This is a genomic window from Microbacterium lemovicicum (assembly GCF_003991875.1).
Lineage (GTDB): Bacteria > Actinomycetota > Actinomycetes > Actinomycetales > Microbacteriaceae > Microbacterium > Microbacterium lemovicicum.
The window spans coordinates 1,788,695-1,801,404 of sequence record NZ_CP031423.1 but is presented as its reverse complement, the minus strand read 5'-3'; the positions used below and the strand labels follow the sequence as shown (position 1 = coordinate 1,801,404).

Genomic DNA, 12,710 nt, shown 5'->3' with positions numbered 1-12,710 from the left:
CCCGCCGGTCGCCGGCGATCTGGAGAACCGATGACCGACCGCGAGATGCGCGCGCGCTACCGCAGGATCCTGCGCTTCGCGGCGCGCTACCTCGTCGAGGCGTGGTGGTTCGAGCTCACGCTGCCGCGGTTCGGCCTCAGCCGCCTGTCGGCGCGCAACCGCACCGCGCGGCTGCTGCGGATCGCTCGCAACTTCCATGGTCTCGCGGTCGAGCTCGGCGGTCTGATGATCAAGGTGGGGCAGTACATGTCCTCGCGGCTGGACGTGCTGCCCCCCGAGATCACCAAGGAGCTGGAGGGGCTGCAGGACGAGGTGCCGGCGGTGGAGTTCTCCGCCATCCGCGAGCTCGCGTCGCGCGAGCTCGGCGTGCCGCTCGAGGTGGCCTTCTCCTTCGTCGACGAGGTCCCTCTCGCCGCGGCATCACTGGGTCAGGCGCATCGCGCCCGTCTCTCCGACGCCGATGCGGCGCAGTCCGGTCTCCGCGACGTCGTGCTGAAGGTGCAGCGCCCGGGGATCGACCAGATCGTCGAGGTCGACCTGCGCGCCCTGCGGAAGGTCGCGGGCTGGCTCAGCCGCGTGCGGCTCGTGTCGGACCGCGTCGACATGTTCTCGCTCGTCGAGGAGTTCGCCGTCACGAGCCTGGAGGAGATCGACTACCTGCAGGAGGGGGCGAACTCGGAGCGCTTCGCCGCGATGTTCAGCGACGATACCCGGGTCGCCGTCCCGGAGGTCGTCTGGGAGCGGACCACCCGCCGCGTCCTCACCCTCCAGGACGTCACCGCTATCAAGATCAGCGACACCGACGGACTGCGCGCGGCGGGAATCGAGCCCGCGGTCGTGGCCCAGGAGTTCGCCGCGGTGATGTTCGACCAGCTCTTCGCGGACGGCTTCTTCCACGCCGACCCGCACCCCGGCAACGTCTTCATCACGCCGATCCCCGTCGAGGAGAGAGCGGGGACGGATGCCGCGGCCCGCACCTGGCGATTCACCTTCATCGACTTCGGGATGATGGGGGAGGTGCCCGAAGGGCTCCGACGAGGACTCCGCCGGCTGCTCATCGCCGCAGCATCCCGTGACGGCAAGGGTCTCGTCGACGGCATCCGCGATGTCGGCGTGCTGCTCCCGAACGCCGACACGGCTGAGCTGGAGAGGGCGATGACGCAGCTCTTCGCCCGCTTCGGCGGGATGGGATTCGCGGAGCTGCAGGAGGTCGATCCGCGCGAGTTCCGTGCGTTCGCGATCGAGTTCGGCGACATCGTACGGTCGCTGCCGTTCCAGCTGCCGGAGAACTTCCTGCTGATCATCCGCGCGATGTCGCTGACGTCGGGCATGTCGAGCACGCTGGATCCGAAGTTCAACATCTGGGACGCCGTCGAGCCCTACGCGAACCGCCTCATACGCGAGGAGAGCGGCAACGTCGTGCAGGCGTTCGCGAAGGAGGCGCTGTCGACGCTCCAGGTCGCGGCCCGGCTCCCGAAGCGGCTCGACGCCTTCATGCTGCGCGTGGAGGACGGCCGCATCGCCGTGCAGACGCCGGGACTCGACCGCCGGGTGGCGGCTCTGGACCGGCTCGGGCGTCGCATCCTGTCGGGGGTGATCTTCGCGGCGCTCCTCATCGGCGGCGCGGTGCTGCGACCCGACGATCTCGTCTTCGGCTCCGTGCTGATGGGCGTCTCGGTGCTGCCCCTGCTGCACGTGCTGTTCGGCGGCATCCTCAGCGGTCGCCGCTGAGACCCTCTCGCGGCGACTCGGCCTCGGCGGCGCGTCGCCGTTCGAGGCGCACGCGGGCGACCACCAGCCCGGCGATCGCGGAGCCCAGTCCGCCGACGGCCATGTCGCCGATCGTGTCGTCGTACGCGACGTAGATCTGGTCGCTGATCCAGGTGAACCCGGCCCACTCGACCATCTCCCACACCGCGCTGAGCGCGAGACCGATGACGGGGACCAGGACGAGGGCCGAGCGCGGCCGCTGTGAGGCGTCGATCGAGCGAGGCAGCACGCCCCACCAGCCGAAGAGGACGAACACCATCGCGGCGATGACCCCCGTCGCCACGAAGTGGACGGCGATGTCCCACCACCAGATCGAGGTGTAGAGGTCCAGGACGTTGCTCCAGGCGGCGATGAGCACGCACACGCAGAAGACGATGTCGAAGGCGGGCCGCGCGCCGACGAAGCGCGGGATGAGCAGCGCCGGCAGCGCGAAGGCGAGGATCCCGGCATCCGTCCAGCTGAAGCCGATCGCGGCCACGACGACGCTGACGAGTCCGAGCACCCGCAGGCCATCCGCGCTCCACGCGCCGGGTCCGTGCGGGCGGCGCAGGAACTCCTCGATCATGCGGGCACCTCCGTCAGTCGCACGACGGCCTGGACGGGAAGATGATCGGAGGGCCAGAGGCCTTCCACCGACGCCGCGTTCACGCCGACGCGCTCGACGGCGATGTCGCGGGTGACGGCGATCCAGTCGATGCGGCGTCCCCGCGCGCGGGGCGGCCGATACCCGCCGAACGTGTCCCAGGCGGGCGTGAGACGCTCGTCGGCCGCCTCCCACGCGTCGCGCAGCATCCCCTCCGCGTACAGCTCGGCGGCGACCGGAGAGGCCGGAAGGCTGTTCATGTCGCCGAGCACGACGGCGGCGGTGGCGGTGTCGGCGGCGAGGCGCCGGAGGTGCTCGGCCGACCGCACGCGGGAGCGCGCGGAGAACGGATCGAGGTGGGTGTTCAGCACGCGGAGGTCCCGACCCGTCGCCCTGTCGCGCAGCAGGACGTCGACGACGGTCCTCGGCAGGAGGTTGCCCCACGACATCGATCCCGGCTCGTCGGGCGTGTCCGAGAGGGCGGACTGCGTCCACGACAGGAGTTCGAGGCGCCCGGTGTCGAAGAAGACGGGGCAGCCCTCGCCGCGACCGTCCCGGCCCCGCCCCCGTCCGACGCGACGGTAGCCCTCGCCGAGCGCGTCGCCGAGGGACGACGCCTGGTCGGGGAGCGCCTCCTGCACCCCGATGACGGCGGGGAGCTCGTGCCGCAGCATCCGCCCGAGCAGCGGCGCACGCCGGGCCCAGTCGTCGACGCGTCGGGTGGGGGTGATGCGTCGCCGGACGTTGAGCGTCATCACATGCAGGGCGGGTGCGGGAACGGCTCCGACGAGAGGGCCTCGGCTCATCGCCGCGGCCGCCTCGGGGGGGTCTGCCGGGCGAGACGCAGTGCTCTCCTGGTCCAGCGGATGGGCGGGAAGTCGGCGGGCCAGTGGCGGACGACCGTGCGGAACCCGCGATCGATCCGCTTCGCGAAGCCCCGCGGCTGCGTGAACGGCCGCATCGAGATCCCCATCGGCGAGTCCCGCAGATACCCGATCGCGTACCGCTCGCCGATGTGGAAGGCGAGGTCGAGGTCGTCGTGCACTCCGGGATCGGATCGGTGGACCTGCGAGCGGATGCTGCGCCACGCGCTCCGGCGCAGCGCGAGGTTCGATCCGAACAGGGGCCGGTGGCCGAGGGCGGGAGCGGTCGATGCGGCGTAGGACGTGAGGTACACCGCCGCCAACGGACGCCGCAGGGGCCGCGGGCCGTCGGTGAAGCGGGCGCCGCCGGTGACGGCGCCCACATCGGGGCGCTCGGCGAAGGTGCGCTCGACCGACTCCACCCACGTGCGCGCCGGCGTGCAGTCCGCGTCCAGTCGCAGGATCAGGTCGCCGGTCGCGGCATCGTAGCCGGTCGCGCTGGCCGCGGGGATGCCGGGCGTGCCGCACGGCACCACCCGTGCCCCGGCGTCGCGTGCGGTCTGGGCCGAGCCGTCTGTCGAGCCGTTGTCGACCACCACGATCTCGTCGGGAAGGCGCGACTGCAGCGCCAGCGCGCGCAGGCAGCGGCGCAGGTCGTCGGCGTCGTCCTTGACGGGGATCACCACCGACACGGTCGATCGGGGGACGTCGTCGGGCACGTCGCTCCTCCAGGTTCGGGTCCGGCCACCGTAGCCGCGGGCCGCGGAGGGGCCGGGGCCGTTGACACCGGACGACCGGATCGATACGCGCAGGGCGCGCGGGCCGTGTCGCCGGAGCGGCGTAGCCTGACGGGGTGACCGATCTCTCCTCCGCCTCCAGCGCACGGGCGCAGCTGAGGGAGCTGGCCGATGTCGCGGCATCCGATGACCCCGGTCCTCGTCTGGGCGTCTTCGAGGCGCTCCCCGAGCCTCCGGAGGCCCGCCCCGCCGCCGTCCTGATCCTCTTCGGGGTGCTCGACGGGCTGCCCGCCGACCACGACGCGCAGGCGAGCGCCGTGTCGAGCGACCTCGACGTGCTGCTGCTCGCCCGGGCGGACACGCTGCGCGCGCATCCCGGGCAGGTCGCCTTCCCGGGCGGTCGCGTCGATCCCGAAGACGACGACGCCGTCGCCGCCGCTCTGCGCGAGGCCGTCGAGGAGACCGGGCTGGATCCCTCCGGCGTCGAGATCCTCGGCCCGCTCGCCGCACTGCCCCTCGAGTACTCCCGGCACCTCGTCACCCCCGTGCTGGCCTGGTGGCGGCATCCATCCCCCGTCCGCGTGGTCGACACGGCCGAGTCGGCCGACGTGTTCCGGGTGCCCGTCGCCGACCTCCTCGATCCCGCGCATCGCGGCGTGACCGTGCTGCGGCGCGGGGGAGAGGTGTTCCGCGGCCCGGGCTTCACGGTGCGGACCCCCGTGGGCCGGCACATCGTGTGGGGCTTCACCGGGTTGATCCTCGACGCCCTGTTCGATCGTCTCGGCTGGACGGAGCCCTGGGACCGGGAGCGCGTCCTGCCTCTGCCGCTGCCGTGACACGAGCCGGCTGCGCACCGGCGCCCTTGTCGCCCGGCGGCGGCGCGGAGTAGCTTTCCGGCATGCACGTCGACAGGGGGACGCAGGAACCGGGCGGCGCGACCGATCTCGAGCCGCGTCCGACCCCGCAGGTGTCGCTCCGGGGGGCGCGACCGATCCCGAGCACGTTTCCGACCCCGCAGGTGTCGCTCCGGGTATAGCCTCGAGTCGCCAAGGGGAGGCACTGGGGGAGGGCGGCGCGGGGAAGCGCTGACCGTCGATCCCGTCGCACCCCCCATCCGATAGGGAGAGAGCGACGAATAGCGCGTATGACCCGCGTCCTGACCCCCCGACGCAGGAACCGACACCGCGGAGTGCAGTCATGACTCCGCGGCCGGACCCTGGCGCGTCCCGGCCGGCCACCACGCCGCCCGGCGTGCGGCCGTCGAAGAAGCCCGCCCGCCCCACGCCGCGCGCGACGTCGAAGGGTGGGAAGCGCCCCGCGAGCAGCGCGGACCGCGCGTCGACGACGGATGCCGGCGGTCTCGGTTCTGCGGCGACGACACCGGGGGGCGCCGGCGCCGCAACCCCCACCGCTGCTCAGGACGGCACGACGAAGCCGACCGGCGCGCGGACCCCGCTCGGCTCGAAGAAGCCGACCACCTCCAAGAAGCCTGCGGTGGGGAAGAAGCCTCCCGTGGGAAAGAAGCCTCCCGCGGCGCAGAAGCCTGCCGCGGGGAAGAAGCCCGCGACGGCCAGCAGGCCCGCGGGCGTGCAGAAACCGGCCGATGCGAAGACTCCCGGACGTGCCGACAGGCCGGCGATCGCCCCGCAGAGTCCCGGAATCGCGCCGGAGGCCGGCGTCGGATCGCCGAAGCCGGTGACCGACCCTCAGGCTCCCGTCACGCTGAACGGAGCCGACTCGAATCGGCCCGCACCGGCGAACAAGCCTGCCTCGGCGGACAAGCCTGCCTCGGCGAAGAAGCCCACCGCGGCGAAGAAGCCTTCGGGGGACAAGAAGCCTGCGGGGGAGAAGAAGACGGCGCCGAGGCCCACGTCGGCCACTGCCGCGGCATCGACGGACTGGAGGCAGCCCGCGTCACTCGGACGGGCACCGGTCAGCACGCCCCCGCCGCGGCCGACGAGCGGACTGCCCGCCCCGCGCACCACCCCGCCCATCACGAAGCCGGCCTACGTCGCCACGTCGAAGACCGCGCGGGCGGCCGCCGCCGCTGCTCCGGTCGCAGCGCCGTTCCCGGCCCAGAAGGCGCCCGAGCCCTCGACGACGCAGCGCGTCGGTGCGTGGGTCCGCGAACGCGCCCTCCTGGTGAGCCTCGCGCCCCTCGCCGTCCTCGTGGTGCTGCTGGCCGGCGGTCTCGTGCTCTCGCTCTCCACCGCCCGCCCGGCTGATTCCGCCGTCGCTCCTCCCGCGGCAGAGGCACCGGCTGCAGAAGCACCCGCAGCAGAGGAGCCCGCCGGTACGGCCCTGCAGGACGCCACGATGGCATCGGTGACGACCTGGCTGCGCGACAACCTCGGCACCTCCGCCACCGTGCTGGTCGACGGCGACGTCGCTGAGCAGCTGTTCCTCGCCGGCATCGCCTCCGCGCGGATCGTCGACGCGTCCAGCGCGGCGGCCGCCGATGCGGACTGGCGCTCCATCGGCTACCTCGTCGACACCGAGTCCCTCCGCGCCCAGCTCGAGCCGGGCGTCGGTGCGCAGCAGGCGCTGGACTCGTCCGTTCCCGTCGCCGCCTTCGACGGCGCCGACATCCGCGCCGTCGCACCCCAGGGCACCGTCCTCGCCGCCTCCGACCAGCAGCACGCCTCCGACGTGCGACTGCGCGTCGGCCGAGAGCTCCTGGCGAACCCCGCGGTCCGGATGTCCGACGCAGAGCGCGCAGTCGTGGCATCCGGTCGAGTCGATGACCGCATCGTCGTCATCCTCGCGACGATGGCGTCCGCCGCCGACGTCCGGGTCAGCGGCTTCCCGCTGGTCGACGGCGAGACCGACGGGGTGATCCGCACGGTGGCCGTGCGCAGCCTCGGCGGCGTCGCCCTCGTGTCCGACGGACAGCCCACGGCCGACGCGCGCGCACTCGTCGACGGATTCCGGGGCACCTTCACGCCGTCCCTCGTCGCCGCCGACGGCGAAGACCTCATCCTCCGCTACCCCGTCTCGATCGGCACCACGATCGAATGACCGCCCACAACACAGGAAGAAGAAGCACATGAGCACCACCCGAATCGTGCGTGCGGGCATCGTCGCCGCTCTCACCGCTCTCGCTGTCACCGTCTCCATCGCCGCGCCCGCCTCCGCGGCCTCGCCCTCCACCGCAGCCGCCCCGTCCGCGGTCGAGCAGCCGGGCTGGCTCCGGCTCGGGCACTTCTCGCCCGACACGAAGCAGGTCGACGTGCGCGTCGCCTCGATCAGCGGCGGCGACCCCGTGCTCGAGTTGAACTCCGTGGGCTACGGCGACGTGTCCGACTACCGCGTTCTGCCCGCGGGCACCTACACCGTCAGCATGATCTCGGCGGGTTCCGGCGACTGGAGCAAGGTGGCCATCTCCGCGACGGTGTCCGTCGCCTCCGCCGACGCCACCACCGTCGCCGCCTACGGACCGAACTCGGCGCTGCAGGTGCGTGCCTTCGAGGACGACCTCACCACGCCGACCCCCGGCAACGCGCGCATCCGCGTCGTGCAGGCCTCGACGCTGTCGCCGAGCGTCGACGTCAAGACCTCGACCGGCCTCGCCGTCGCGACCGGAGCGAAGTCGGGTACGGCGACGACCTATGCCGAGGTGCCGGCCGGTCCGTGGACTCTCGACCTCACCGCCGCGGGGGGCAAGACCGACCGCGTCGACGTGAACGTCGCCGACGGGAGCGTCACCACGCTCTTCGTGCTCGACAACGCGCAGGGCGGACTGACGATCGTCCCGATCCTCGACAGCGCCGATGTGGGACTGACCCCGGTCGGCGGTGTGCAGACCGGCGGCGGCTTCCTCGCCTCCGCGCAGGCGCGAGGCGTCGGCGGCGCCGGTCTGCACGCGCTGCTCTCCTGATGCCGTCGCCGACCGCAGGACGACCGCGCCTCGCCGCGGTCGTCCTCGCGGCCGCGATCGCGCTCACGGCGGCCGGCTGCGCCTCGACCGCCGGAAGCGTGCCGGCGCCCGTCTCCACGCCGACGCCGACCGCGTCGGCGAATCCCCTCGCCGCCGGAGGATTGCAGGATCCGCGGGAACGGGATGCCGCGGCATTCGCCCCGGCGGAGATTCCCGTGCGCGTCGTGATCCCCGCTCTCGGGGTGGACTCGGCGCTCGAGGATCTCGGCATCGACGCGGACGGCCGGCTCGCCGCGCCCGTCGACTACGACCTGGCCGGCTGGTACGCCGGGGGAGTGCGGCCCGGAGACATCGGCCCCGCCATCATCGCCGGGCACGTCGACTCGCCCACCGCGCCGGCCGTCTTCGCGCGCATCGGCGAGCTCGCCCCGGGTGACGAGGTGCTCACGGTGGCCGCGGACGGCTCGGAGCACCGCTTCATCGTGACGGGCACGACCCAGTCGGCCAAGTCGGAGTTCCCGACGGACGCGGTCTACAGCAACGTGCCGACCCCCGAGCTCCGGCTCATCACCTGCGCGGGAGCCTTCGACACGTCCATCGGGCACTACACCGACAACCTCGTCGTCTTCGCGTCACTCGCCGACTGAGCGCGACGCGTCCTCGCCGGCCGGCGCGCGGCCGGCGAGATCCGGGCCGCCGGCGCTGTCGGTGCGGCGTCGCCGGATCAGCCTCACGACGCCCCACACGGCGAGTCCGATGACGGCGATCACGACCACCCAGGGGATCAGGAACCCGAGCGCGACCACCAGTCCGTTCAGCGCGGCGATCAGGCCGTTCCAGCCGGCGGCCAGACCGTCGCCGAAGCCGGCGGGATCGGCGGCCACCGCCACCGTGCGTGGCAGGACGGACACCGACAGGGAGGACATGTCCACCTGCGCGTCGAGGTATTGGAGCTGCTGCTGCAGTGACTCGAGGGTGGCCTGACGCTCGGAGAGCGCCGACTCGGCCGCGATCAGGTCGCCGACGCTGCCCGCCTCGGCCATGAGGGCCGTGAGGCGATCGACGGAGGCCTGCGCGGCGTCGATCCGGGCGTCGAGGTCGATCGACTGGTCCGTGACGTCCTGTCTGCTCGTGGAGGACTCGGTGACCTCCCCGACGTCCGCGAGCCGATCCATCACGCCGGCGAGCTGGTCGGACGGCACCCGCACCGTGACCCAGCCGCCGTCGGTCGGCGTCGGCGCGTACGTGGTGTCGGCGATGCCGCCCTCGTAGGGAACGGCTGCACCGGACCGGCCGAGCGTGGACGACTCGACGAAGCCCCCGGCGGCCACGGCCGCATCGCTGACCTGGCGCAGCGCCGCCCGCACGTCGTCGACCACGACGGTGGCCGAGCCCGACGCGATGATCTCGCGCGTGGCATCGCCCGCCTGGCCGACCGCGGACTGACCGGACAGGCCGGCGGAGGATTCGGCGCCTGCGGATCCCCGCGCGGCATCCGGAGCGGCGGCCTCGGGGGCCACACCGTCCGTCGCCACGCTCCCGGCGGATCCGGAACCGGCGGAGTCGGAGCCGGCGGACCCGGAATCGAACCCGGATGCCGGAGCCACCGCGCTCTCCTCACGCACCGGCGCGACGATGCCGCCGACGGCAGGGGCGATAAGGGCGGCGACGACCACCACGGCGGCCGCGGCACCCGCCCCCCACCAGACACGCCCGCGACGCGCGCGGCGGTGCTGCGACGTCGAGCGCTCGGCGGCGATGTCGGCGAAGAGCGCGTCCTCCATCGCGTCGACGCGCTCGTCGCTGAGGACGGGGAGCGCGCCGGGGGCGGACGGCGGGGTGGGAGTGGTCATGGTGTGCTCTCCGTTTCGGTCATCGCCGTCCGCACGCGCGTGCGGATCCGGGAGAGACGGTTGCGCACGACGCCGTGGCCGACGCCGAGCTCGTCGGCGGCGGCCTGGTAGGCGTAACCCTCGGCGGCGCACAGACGGAAGATCTCCCGATCGAGGTCTCCAAGCCCGTCGACCTCGCGCAGGATCGCCGCGGTCGTCTCCGCGTCCACGACCTGCTGCGCCACGTCCACCGTCGCCGGCAGCGCATCCTCCACCAGGGCGGTGGTGTGGGCGCGGTCGCGTCGCCGGCGTCGTACCCGGTTGGCCGCCTGGAACCGGCAGATGGTCGCCAGCCACGGGAGCAGCGAGTCGCCGGCGAGCTCGAGGCCCCCCAGCTTCCGCCACGCCACCAGGAAGGTCTCCTGGGTCACGTCCTCCGCGTCGGCGGGGTCGCCGACCAGGGCGTGCGCCGTCCAGTACACCGGGCGGACGTACGCGCGGTAGAGGGAGCGGAACGCACGCTCGCTGCCGCCCGCGGCCAGGGCCACGAGCGCGGCGTCGTCGCGCGGATGCTGCTCGGTCATGTCGTCCGTCCGATCGGGGTGGTCACCGGGCGGTGACCACTGTCTCGCATTCGTCTCTCACCACACCAGTGTCGGCACCGGTCCGATCGTCTCAGATCCCGTGCGGCTGTATCCTGGACCCGCGAGAGGGAGTATCCCGTCATCGCGCGCCCGTCATCACGGAGGCCGCAGACGGCCGCCCGGGTCGCGACGCCGCATCCGGTTCGACGGGTGCCGCGGGGAGAGACTTTCGGGCATCCGTCATCCCCTCCTCGAAAGGCCGTGAGCCGCTGTGGAACTTCCCGCCTGGTTCGAGATCGGCTCGCTCGTCGTGCTCGTGCTGATCCTCGCCGCCGACCTGCTGCTGATCCTGAAGCGCCCCCACATCCCCTCCACGAAGGAGTCGACCCTCTGGGTCATCTTCTACGTCACCCTCGCACTGGTGTTCGCGGGGATCATGTGGGCGTTCGTCGGCGGGGAGTACGCCGGGCAGTTCGTGGCCGGCTGGCTGACCGAGTACAGCCTCTCGATCGACAACCTCTTCGTCTTCGTGCTGATCATGAGCCAGTTCGCCGTGCCGCGCCGCTTTCAGCAGGAGGTGCTGATGGTCGGCATCATCATCGCCCTCGTGCTGCGCGGCGCGTTCATCCTGGTCGGCGCGACCGTCATCGAGAACTTCAGCCCGATCTTCTACGTCTTCGGCGCGTTCCTGGTGTGGACGGCGTTCCGCCAGGCCTTCCCCGGCGACGACCACTCCGACGACGTGCAGCGCGAGAGCTTCATCGTGCGCACCCTCCGCCGGATGGTCGACATCAGCGACCACTACGACGGCAAGAAGCTGCGCACCGTCGTCGACGGCAAGAAGATCTTCACGCCGATGATCATCGTCTTCGCCGCGATCGGCGTCACCGACCTGCTGTTCGCGATCGACTCCATCCCGGCGATCTTCGGCATCACCGAGAGCCCGTTCATCGTGTTCACGGCGAACCTCTTCGCCCTCATGGGCCTCCGCCAGCTGTACTTCCTCCTCGGCGACCTGCTGGACCGACTGCGCTACCTCCACTACGGCATCGCGTTCATCCTCGCCTTCATCGGCGTGAAGCTCGTGCTGCACGCCATGCACGTCAACGAGCTCCCGTTCGTCAACGGCGGTGAGCCGATCGAGTGGGCTCCGGAGATCTCCACGTGGGTCTCCCTCGGCGTGATCGTGGCCTCGATGGCGGTGGCGACGATCGCAAGCCTGGTGGCCTCGTCGCGCGACTCGCGCACGGCTACCACACCGGATGCCGCGGCATCCGTCGTCGCCGAGGAGAAGCGGACCCCACCCACCATCTGACGCGGCTCCCGTCGCTCGCCGCCGCCGCGCGCCGCCGTCGCGCTACCGTCGCCGCCGTCTGACCTCCCGCCTCTTCGCGAGACGTCGCAACACGCCGCGCGCTGCCTCGCTCGAACGGCGTGTTGCGACGTCTCGCGTGGGACGAAGGTGAGCCCTGATCGGCTGCGCTCGTCAGCGAGGCTGGAAGGCCCGGCGCACGAGGGCGACGATCTCCCCGTCGCTCATGGCGTTCGTCACGCGCACCACCCTCCAGCCTGCGAGGCTCAGGGCGTTGTAGCGCCGCAGGTCCCTCGACCACTGATCGTCGTCCGTGCGGTGCTGCGTGCCTTCGTACTCGATGAGCACCCGATCGCGACGGTAGACCAGGTCTCCGAAGATCACCGTGCCGCCGACCATCTCGATGGAGGCGTTCAGCTCCGGCTCGGGAAGTCCGGCGCGGGTCAGCGCCAGTCGGCACCGCGTCTCGCGCGGAGATCGGGAACGGGGGCGGATTTCCTCCAGGGCCGCTCTCGCGGTGCGCGCTCCTCGGCGGCCGGAGAGAGCCCACACCGCTTCGTGCAGGTCGTCCACCGAACAGAGCGGCTGCCGCCAGTGCAGAAGCCGGTCGCCGGCCACGACGAGCGCATCGAGTGACAGTGTGCTCGAGAGCGCCGACCAGGTGGTCGCCGGACCGGTGAGCTGCAGCCCGTGCAGTCGCGCGGCTGTCACCGTCATCAGCGTGGTGTGTCCGACGACGCCGTCGGCTCGCGGGCGGTTCGATCCGCCCGGCAGCAGCACATGGAGGCGCGCGTCGACTTCGAGGAATCGGGGGAGCGGCACGCCCCACAGCCGCGCCGCCGTCACATGAGAGAACAGGAAGTCGCGTCGCTCAACAACTGCGTAGGCCCTGCAGAGGTCGATCAGATCGACCACCCCGTCCTTCGGCGCGCGCACGCCGAAGAACGGGGCGACGACATCCCGTCGTCGGAGCCTCTGCGAGGCGACACCGAGGTGGCGCGCTTCCCACACGCTGAAGGCTCGTCCTCCCAGCTCGCGGGGGAGCGGCCGGGGTGCTGTCACGACCCGAGCCTGCTGCGTCGCCGAGCTGCCACCAGGCTCACCTCACGCATTCAGGGATCGATTCATCTCCCCGGCGACTGTGGAGGAACC

12 protein-coding genes are annotated in these 12,710 nt (G+C 72.1%); 6 read left to right on the top strand and 6 right to left on the bottom strand.

Features of this window, described 5'->3' with window-relative positions:
• The first annotated feature begins 30 nt into the window (after positions 1–30).
• Positions 31–1,731, top strand: coding sequence for an ABC1 kinase family protein (locus CVS47_RS08405; protein WP_127095683.1), 1,701 nt, complete (start codon positions 31–33; stop codon positions 1,729–1,731).
• Here CVS47_RS08405 and CVS47_RS08400 read toward each other — a convergent pair.
• From CVS47_RS08400 to CVS47_RS08390, 3 genes are read right to left on the bottom strand one after another with little or no spacing between them, the layout of a single operon-like run.
• Positions 1,715–2,335, bottom strand: a complete 621-nt coding sequence (locus CVS47_RS08400; protein ID WP_127095682.1) for a DUF2238 domain-containing protein — start codon at positions 2,333–2,335, stop codon at positions 1,715–1,717. The genes CVS47_RS08405 and CVS47_RS08400 overlap by 17 nt on opposite strands.
• Positions 2,332–3,159 carry an endonuclease/exonuclease/phosphatase family protein gene (locus CVS47_RS08395; RefSeq protein ID WP_127095681.1) on the bottom strand — a complete coding sequence of 276 codons (828 nt, stop codon included), beginning with the start codon at positions 3,157–3,159 and terminating at the stop codon, positions 2,332–2,334. The genes CVS47_RS08400 and CVS47_RS08395 overlap by 4 nt, the downstream gene beginning before the upstream one ends.
• Positions 3,156–3,935, bottom strand: coding sequence for a glycosyltransferase family 2 protein (locus CVS47_RS08390; protein WP_241240077.1), 780 nt, complete (start codon positions 3,933–3,935; stop codon positions 3,156–3,158). The genes CVS47_RS08395 and CVS47_RS08390 overlap by 4 nt, the downstream gene beginning before the upstream one ends.
• Positions 3,936–4,069: 134 nt before the next feature.
• On the opposite strand from CVS47_RS08390, the gene CVS47_RS08385 reads away from it, so the two are divergent.
• The 4 genes from CVS47_RS08385 to CVS47_RS08370 all read left to right on the top strand — a co-directional run bounded on the left by CVS47_RS08385 (position 4,070) and on the right by CVS47_RS08370 (position 8,477).
• Positions 4,070–4,789 (top strand): NUDIX hydrolase, encoded by a 720-nt coding sequence (locus CVS47_RS08385; RefSeq protein ID WP_378790554.1) that lies wholly within the window; start codon positions 4,070–4,072, stop codon positions 4,787–4,789.
• A gap of 676 nt (positions 4,790–5,465) precedes the next feature.
• Positions 5,466–6,971: a hypothetical protein gene (locus CVS47_RS08380; RefSeq protein WP_127095679.1), complete on the top strand. Its 1,506-nt coding sequence runs from the start codon at positions 5,466–5,468 to the stop codon at positions 6,969–6,971.
• Positions 6,972–6,999: 28 nt separating this feature from the next.
• On the top strand, positions 7,000–7,830 hold the full coding sequence (locus CVS47_RS08375) for a DUF4397 domain-containing protein (RefSeq protein ID WP_127095678.1): 831 nt from the start codon (positions 7,000–7,002) through the stop codon (positions 7,828–7,830).
• Positions 7,830–8,477, top strand: a complete 648-nt coding sequence (locus tag CVS47_RS08370) for a class F sortase (RefSeq protein WP_127095677.1) — start codon at positions 7,830–7,832, stop codon at positions 8,475–8,477. Before CVS47_RS08375 ends, CVS47_RS08370 begins: the two co-directional genes overlap by 1 nt.
• Here the strand turns inward: CVS47_RS08370 and CVS47_RS08365 are convergent.
• Together CVS47_RS08365 and CVS47_RS08360 are read right to left on the bottom strand one after the other, a co-directional pair.
• The gene (locus CVS47_RS08365) at positions 8,463–9,683 is read right to left on the bottom strand and encodes a DUF4349 domain-containing protein (protein ID WP_127095676.1); all 1,221 of its coding nucleotides are present in this window, start codon (positions 9,681–9,683) and stop codon (positions 8,463–8,465) included. The two genes, CVS47_RS08370 and CVS47_RS08365, sit on opposite strands and share 15 nt — an antisense overlap.
• Complete coding sequence (locus CVS47_RS08360) at positions 9,680–10,246, bottom strand: RNA polymerase sigma factor (RefSeq protein WP_127095675.1); 567 nt, start codon at positions 10,244–10,246, stop codon at positions 9,680–9,682. Before CVS47_RS08360 ends, CVS47_RS08365 begins: the two co-directional genes overlap by 4 nt.
• A gap of 271 nt (positions 10,247–10,517) precedes the next feature.
• On the opposite strand from CVS47_RS08360, the gene CVS47_RS08355 reads away from it, so the two are divergent.
• The gene (locus CVS47_RS08355; RefSeq protein WP_127095674.1) at positions 10,518–11,561 is read left to right on the top strand and encodes a TerC family protein; all 1,044 of its coding nucleotides are present in this window, start codon (positions 10,518–10,520) and stop codon (positions 11,559–11,561) included.
• 171 nt (positions 11,562–11,732) lie between these two features.
• Here the strand turns inward: CVS47_RS08355 and CVS47_RS08350 are convergent, their stop codons facing one another.
• Positions 11,733–12,620, bottom strand: coding sequence for a DUF559 domain-containing protein (locus CVS47_RS08350; RefSeq protein WP_127095673.1), 888 nt, complete (start codon positions 12,618–12,620; stop codon positions 11,733–11,735).
• Positions 12,621–12,710: the final 90 nt, after the last annotated feature.

Bases quoted from the DNA above. Each gene is read 5' to 3' on its own strand.
- CVS47_RS08370 (WP_127095677.1), top strand. From the start codon at position 7,830: ATGCCGTCGCCGACCGCAGGACGACCGCGCCTCGCCGCGGTCGTCCTC.
- CVS47_RS08375 (WP_127095678.1), top strand. From the start codon at position 7,000: ATGAGCACCACCCGAATCGTGCGTGCGGGCATCGTCGCCGCTCTCACC.
- CVS47_RS08400 (WP_127095682.1), bottom strand. From the start codon at position 2,335: ATGATCGAGGAGTTCCTGCGCCGCCCGCACGGACCCGGCGCGTGGAGC.
- CVS47_RS08405 (WP_127095683.1), top strand. From the start codon at position 31: ATGACCGACCGCGAGATGCGCGCGCGCTACCGCAGGATCCTGCGCTTC.
- CVS47_RS08360 (WP_127095675.1), bottom strand. From the start codon at position 10,246: ATGACCGAGCAGCATCCGCGCGACGACGCCGCGCTCGTGGCCCTGGCC.
- CVS47_RS08395 (WP_127095681.1), bottom strand. From the start codon at position 3,159: ATGAGCCGAGGCCCTCTCGTCGGAGCCGTTCCCGCACCCGCCCTGCAT.
- CVS47_RS08365 (WP_127095676.1), bottom strand. From the start codon at position 9,683: ATGACCACTCCCACCCCGCCGTCCGCCCCCGGCGCGCTCCCCGTCCTC.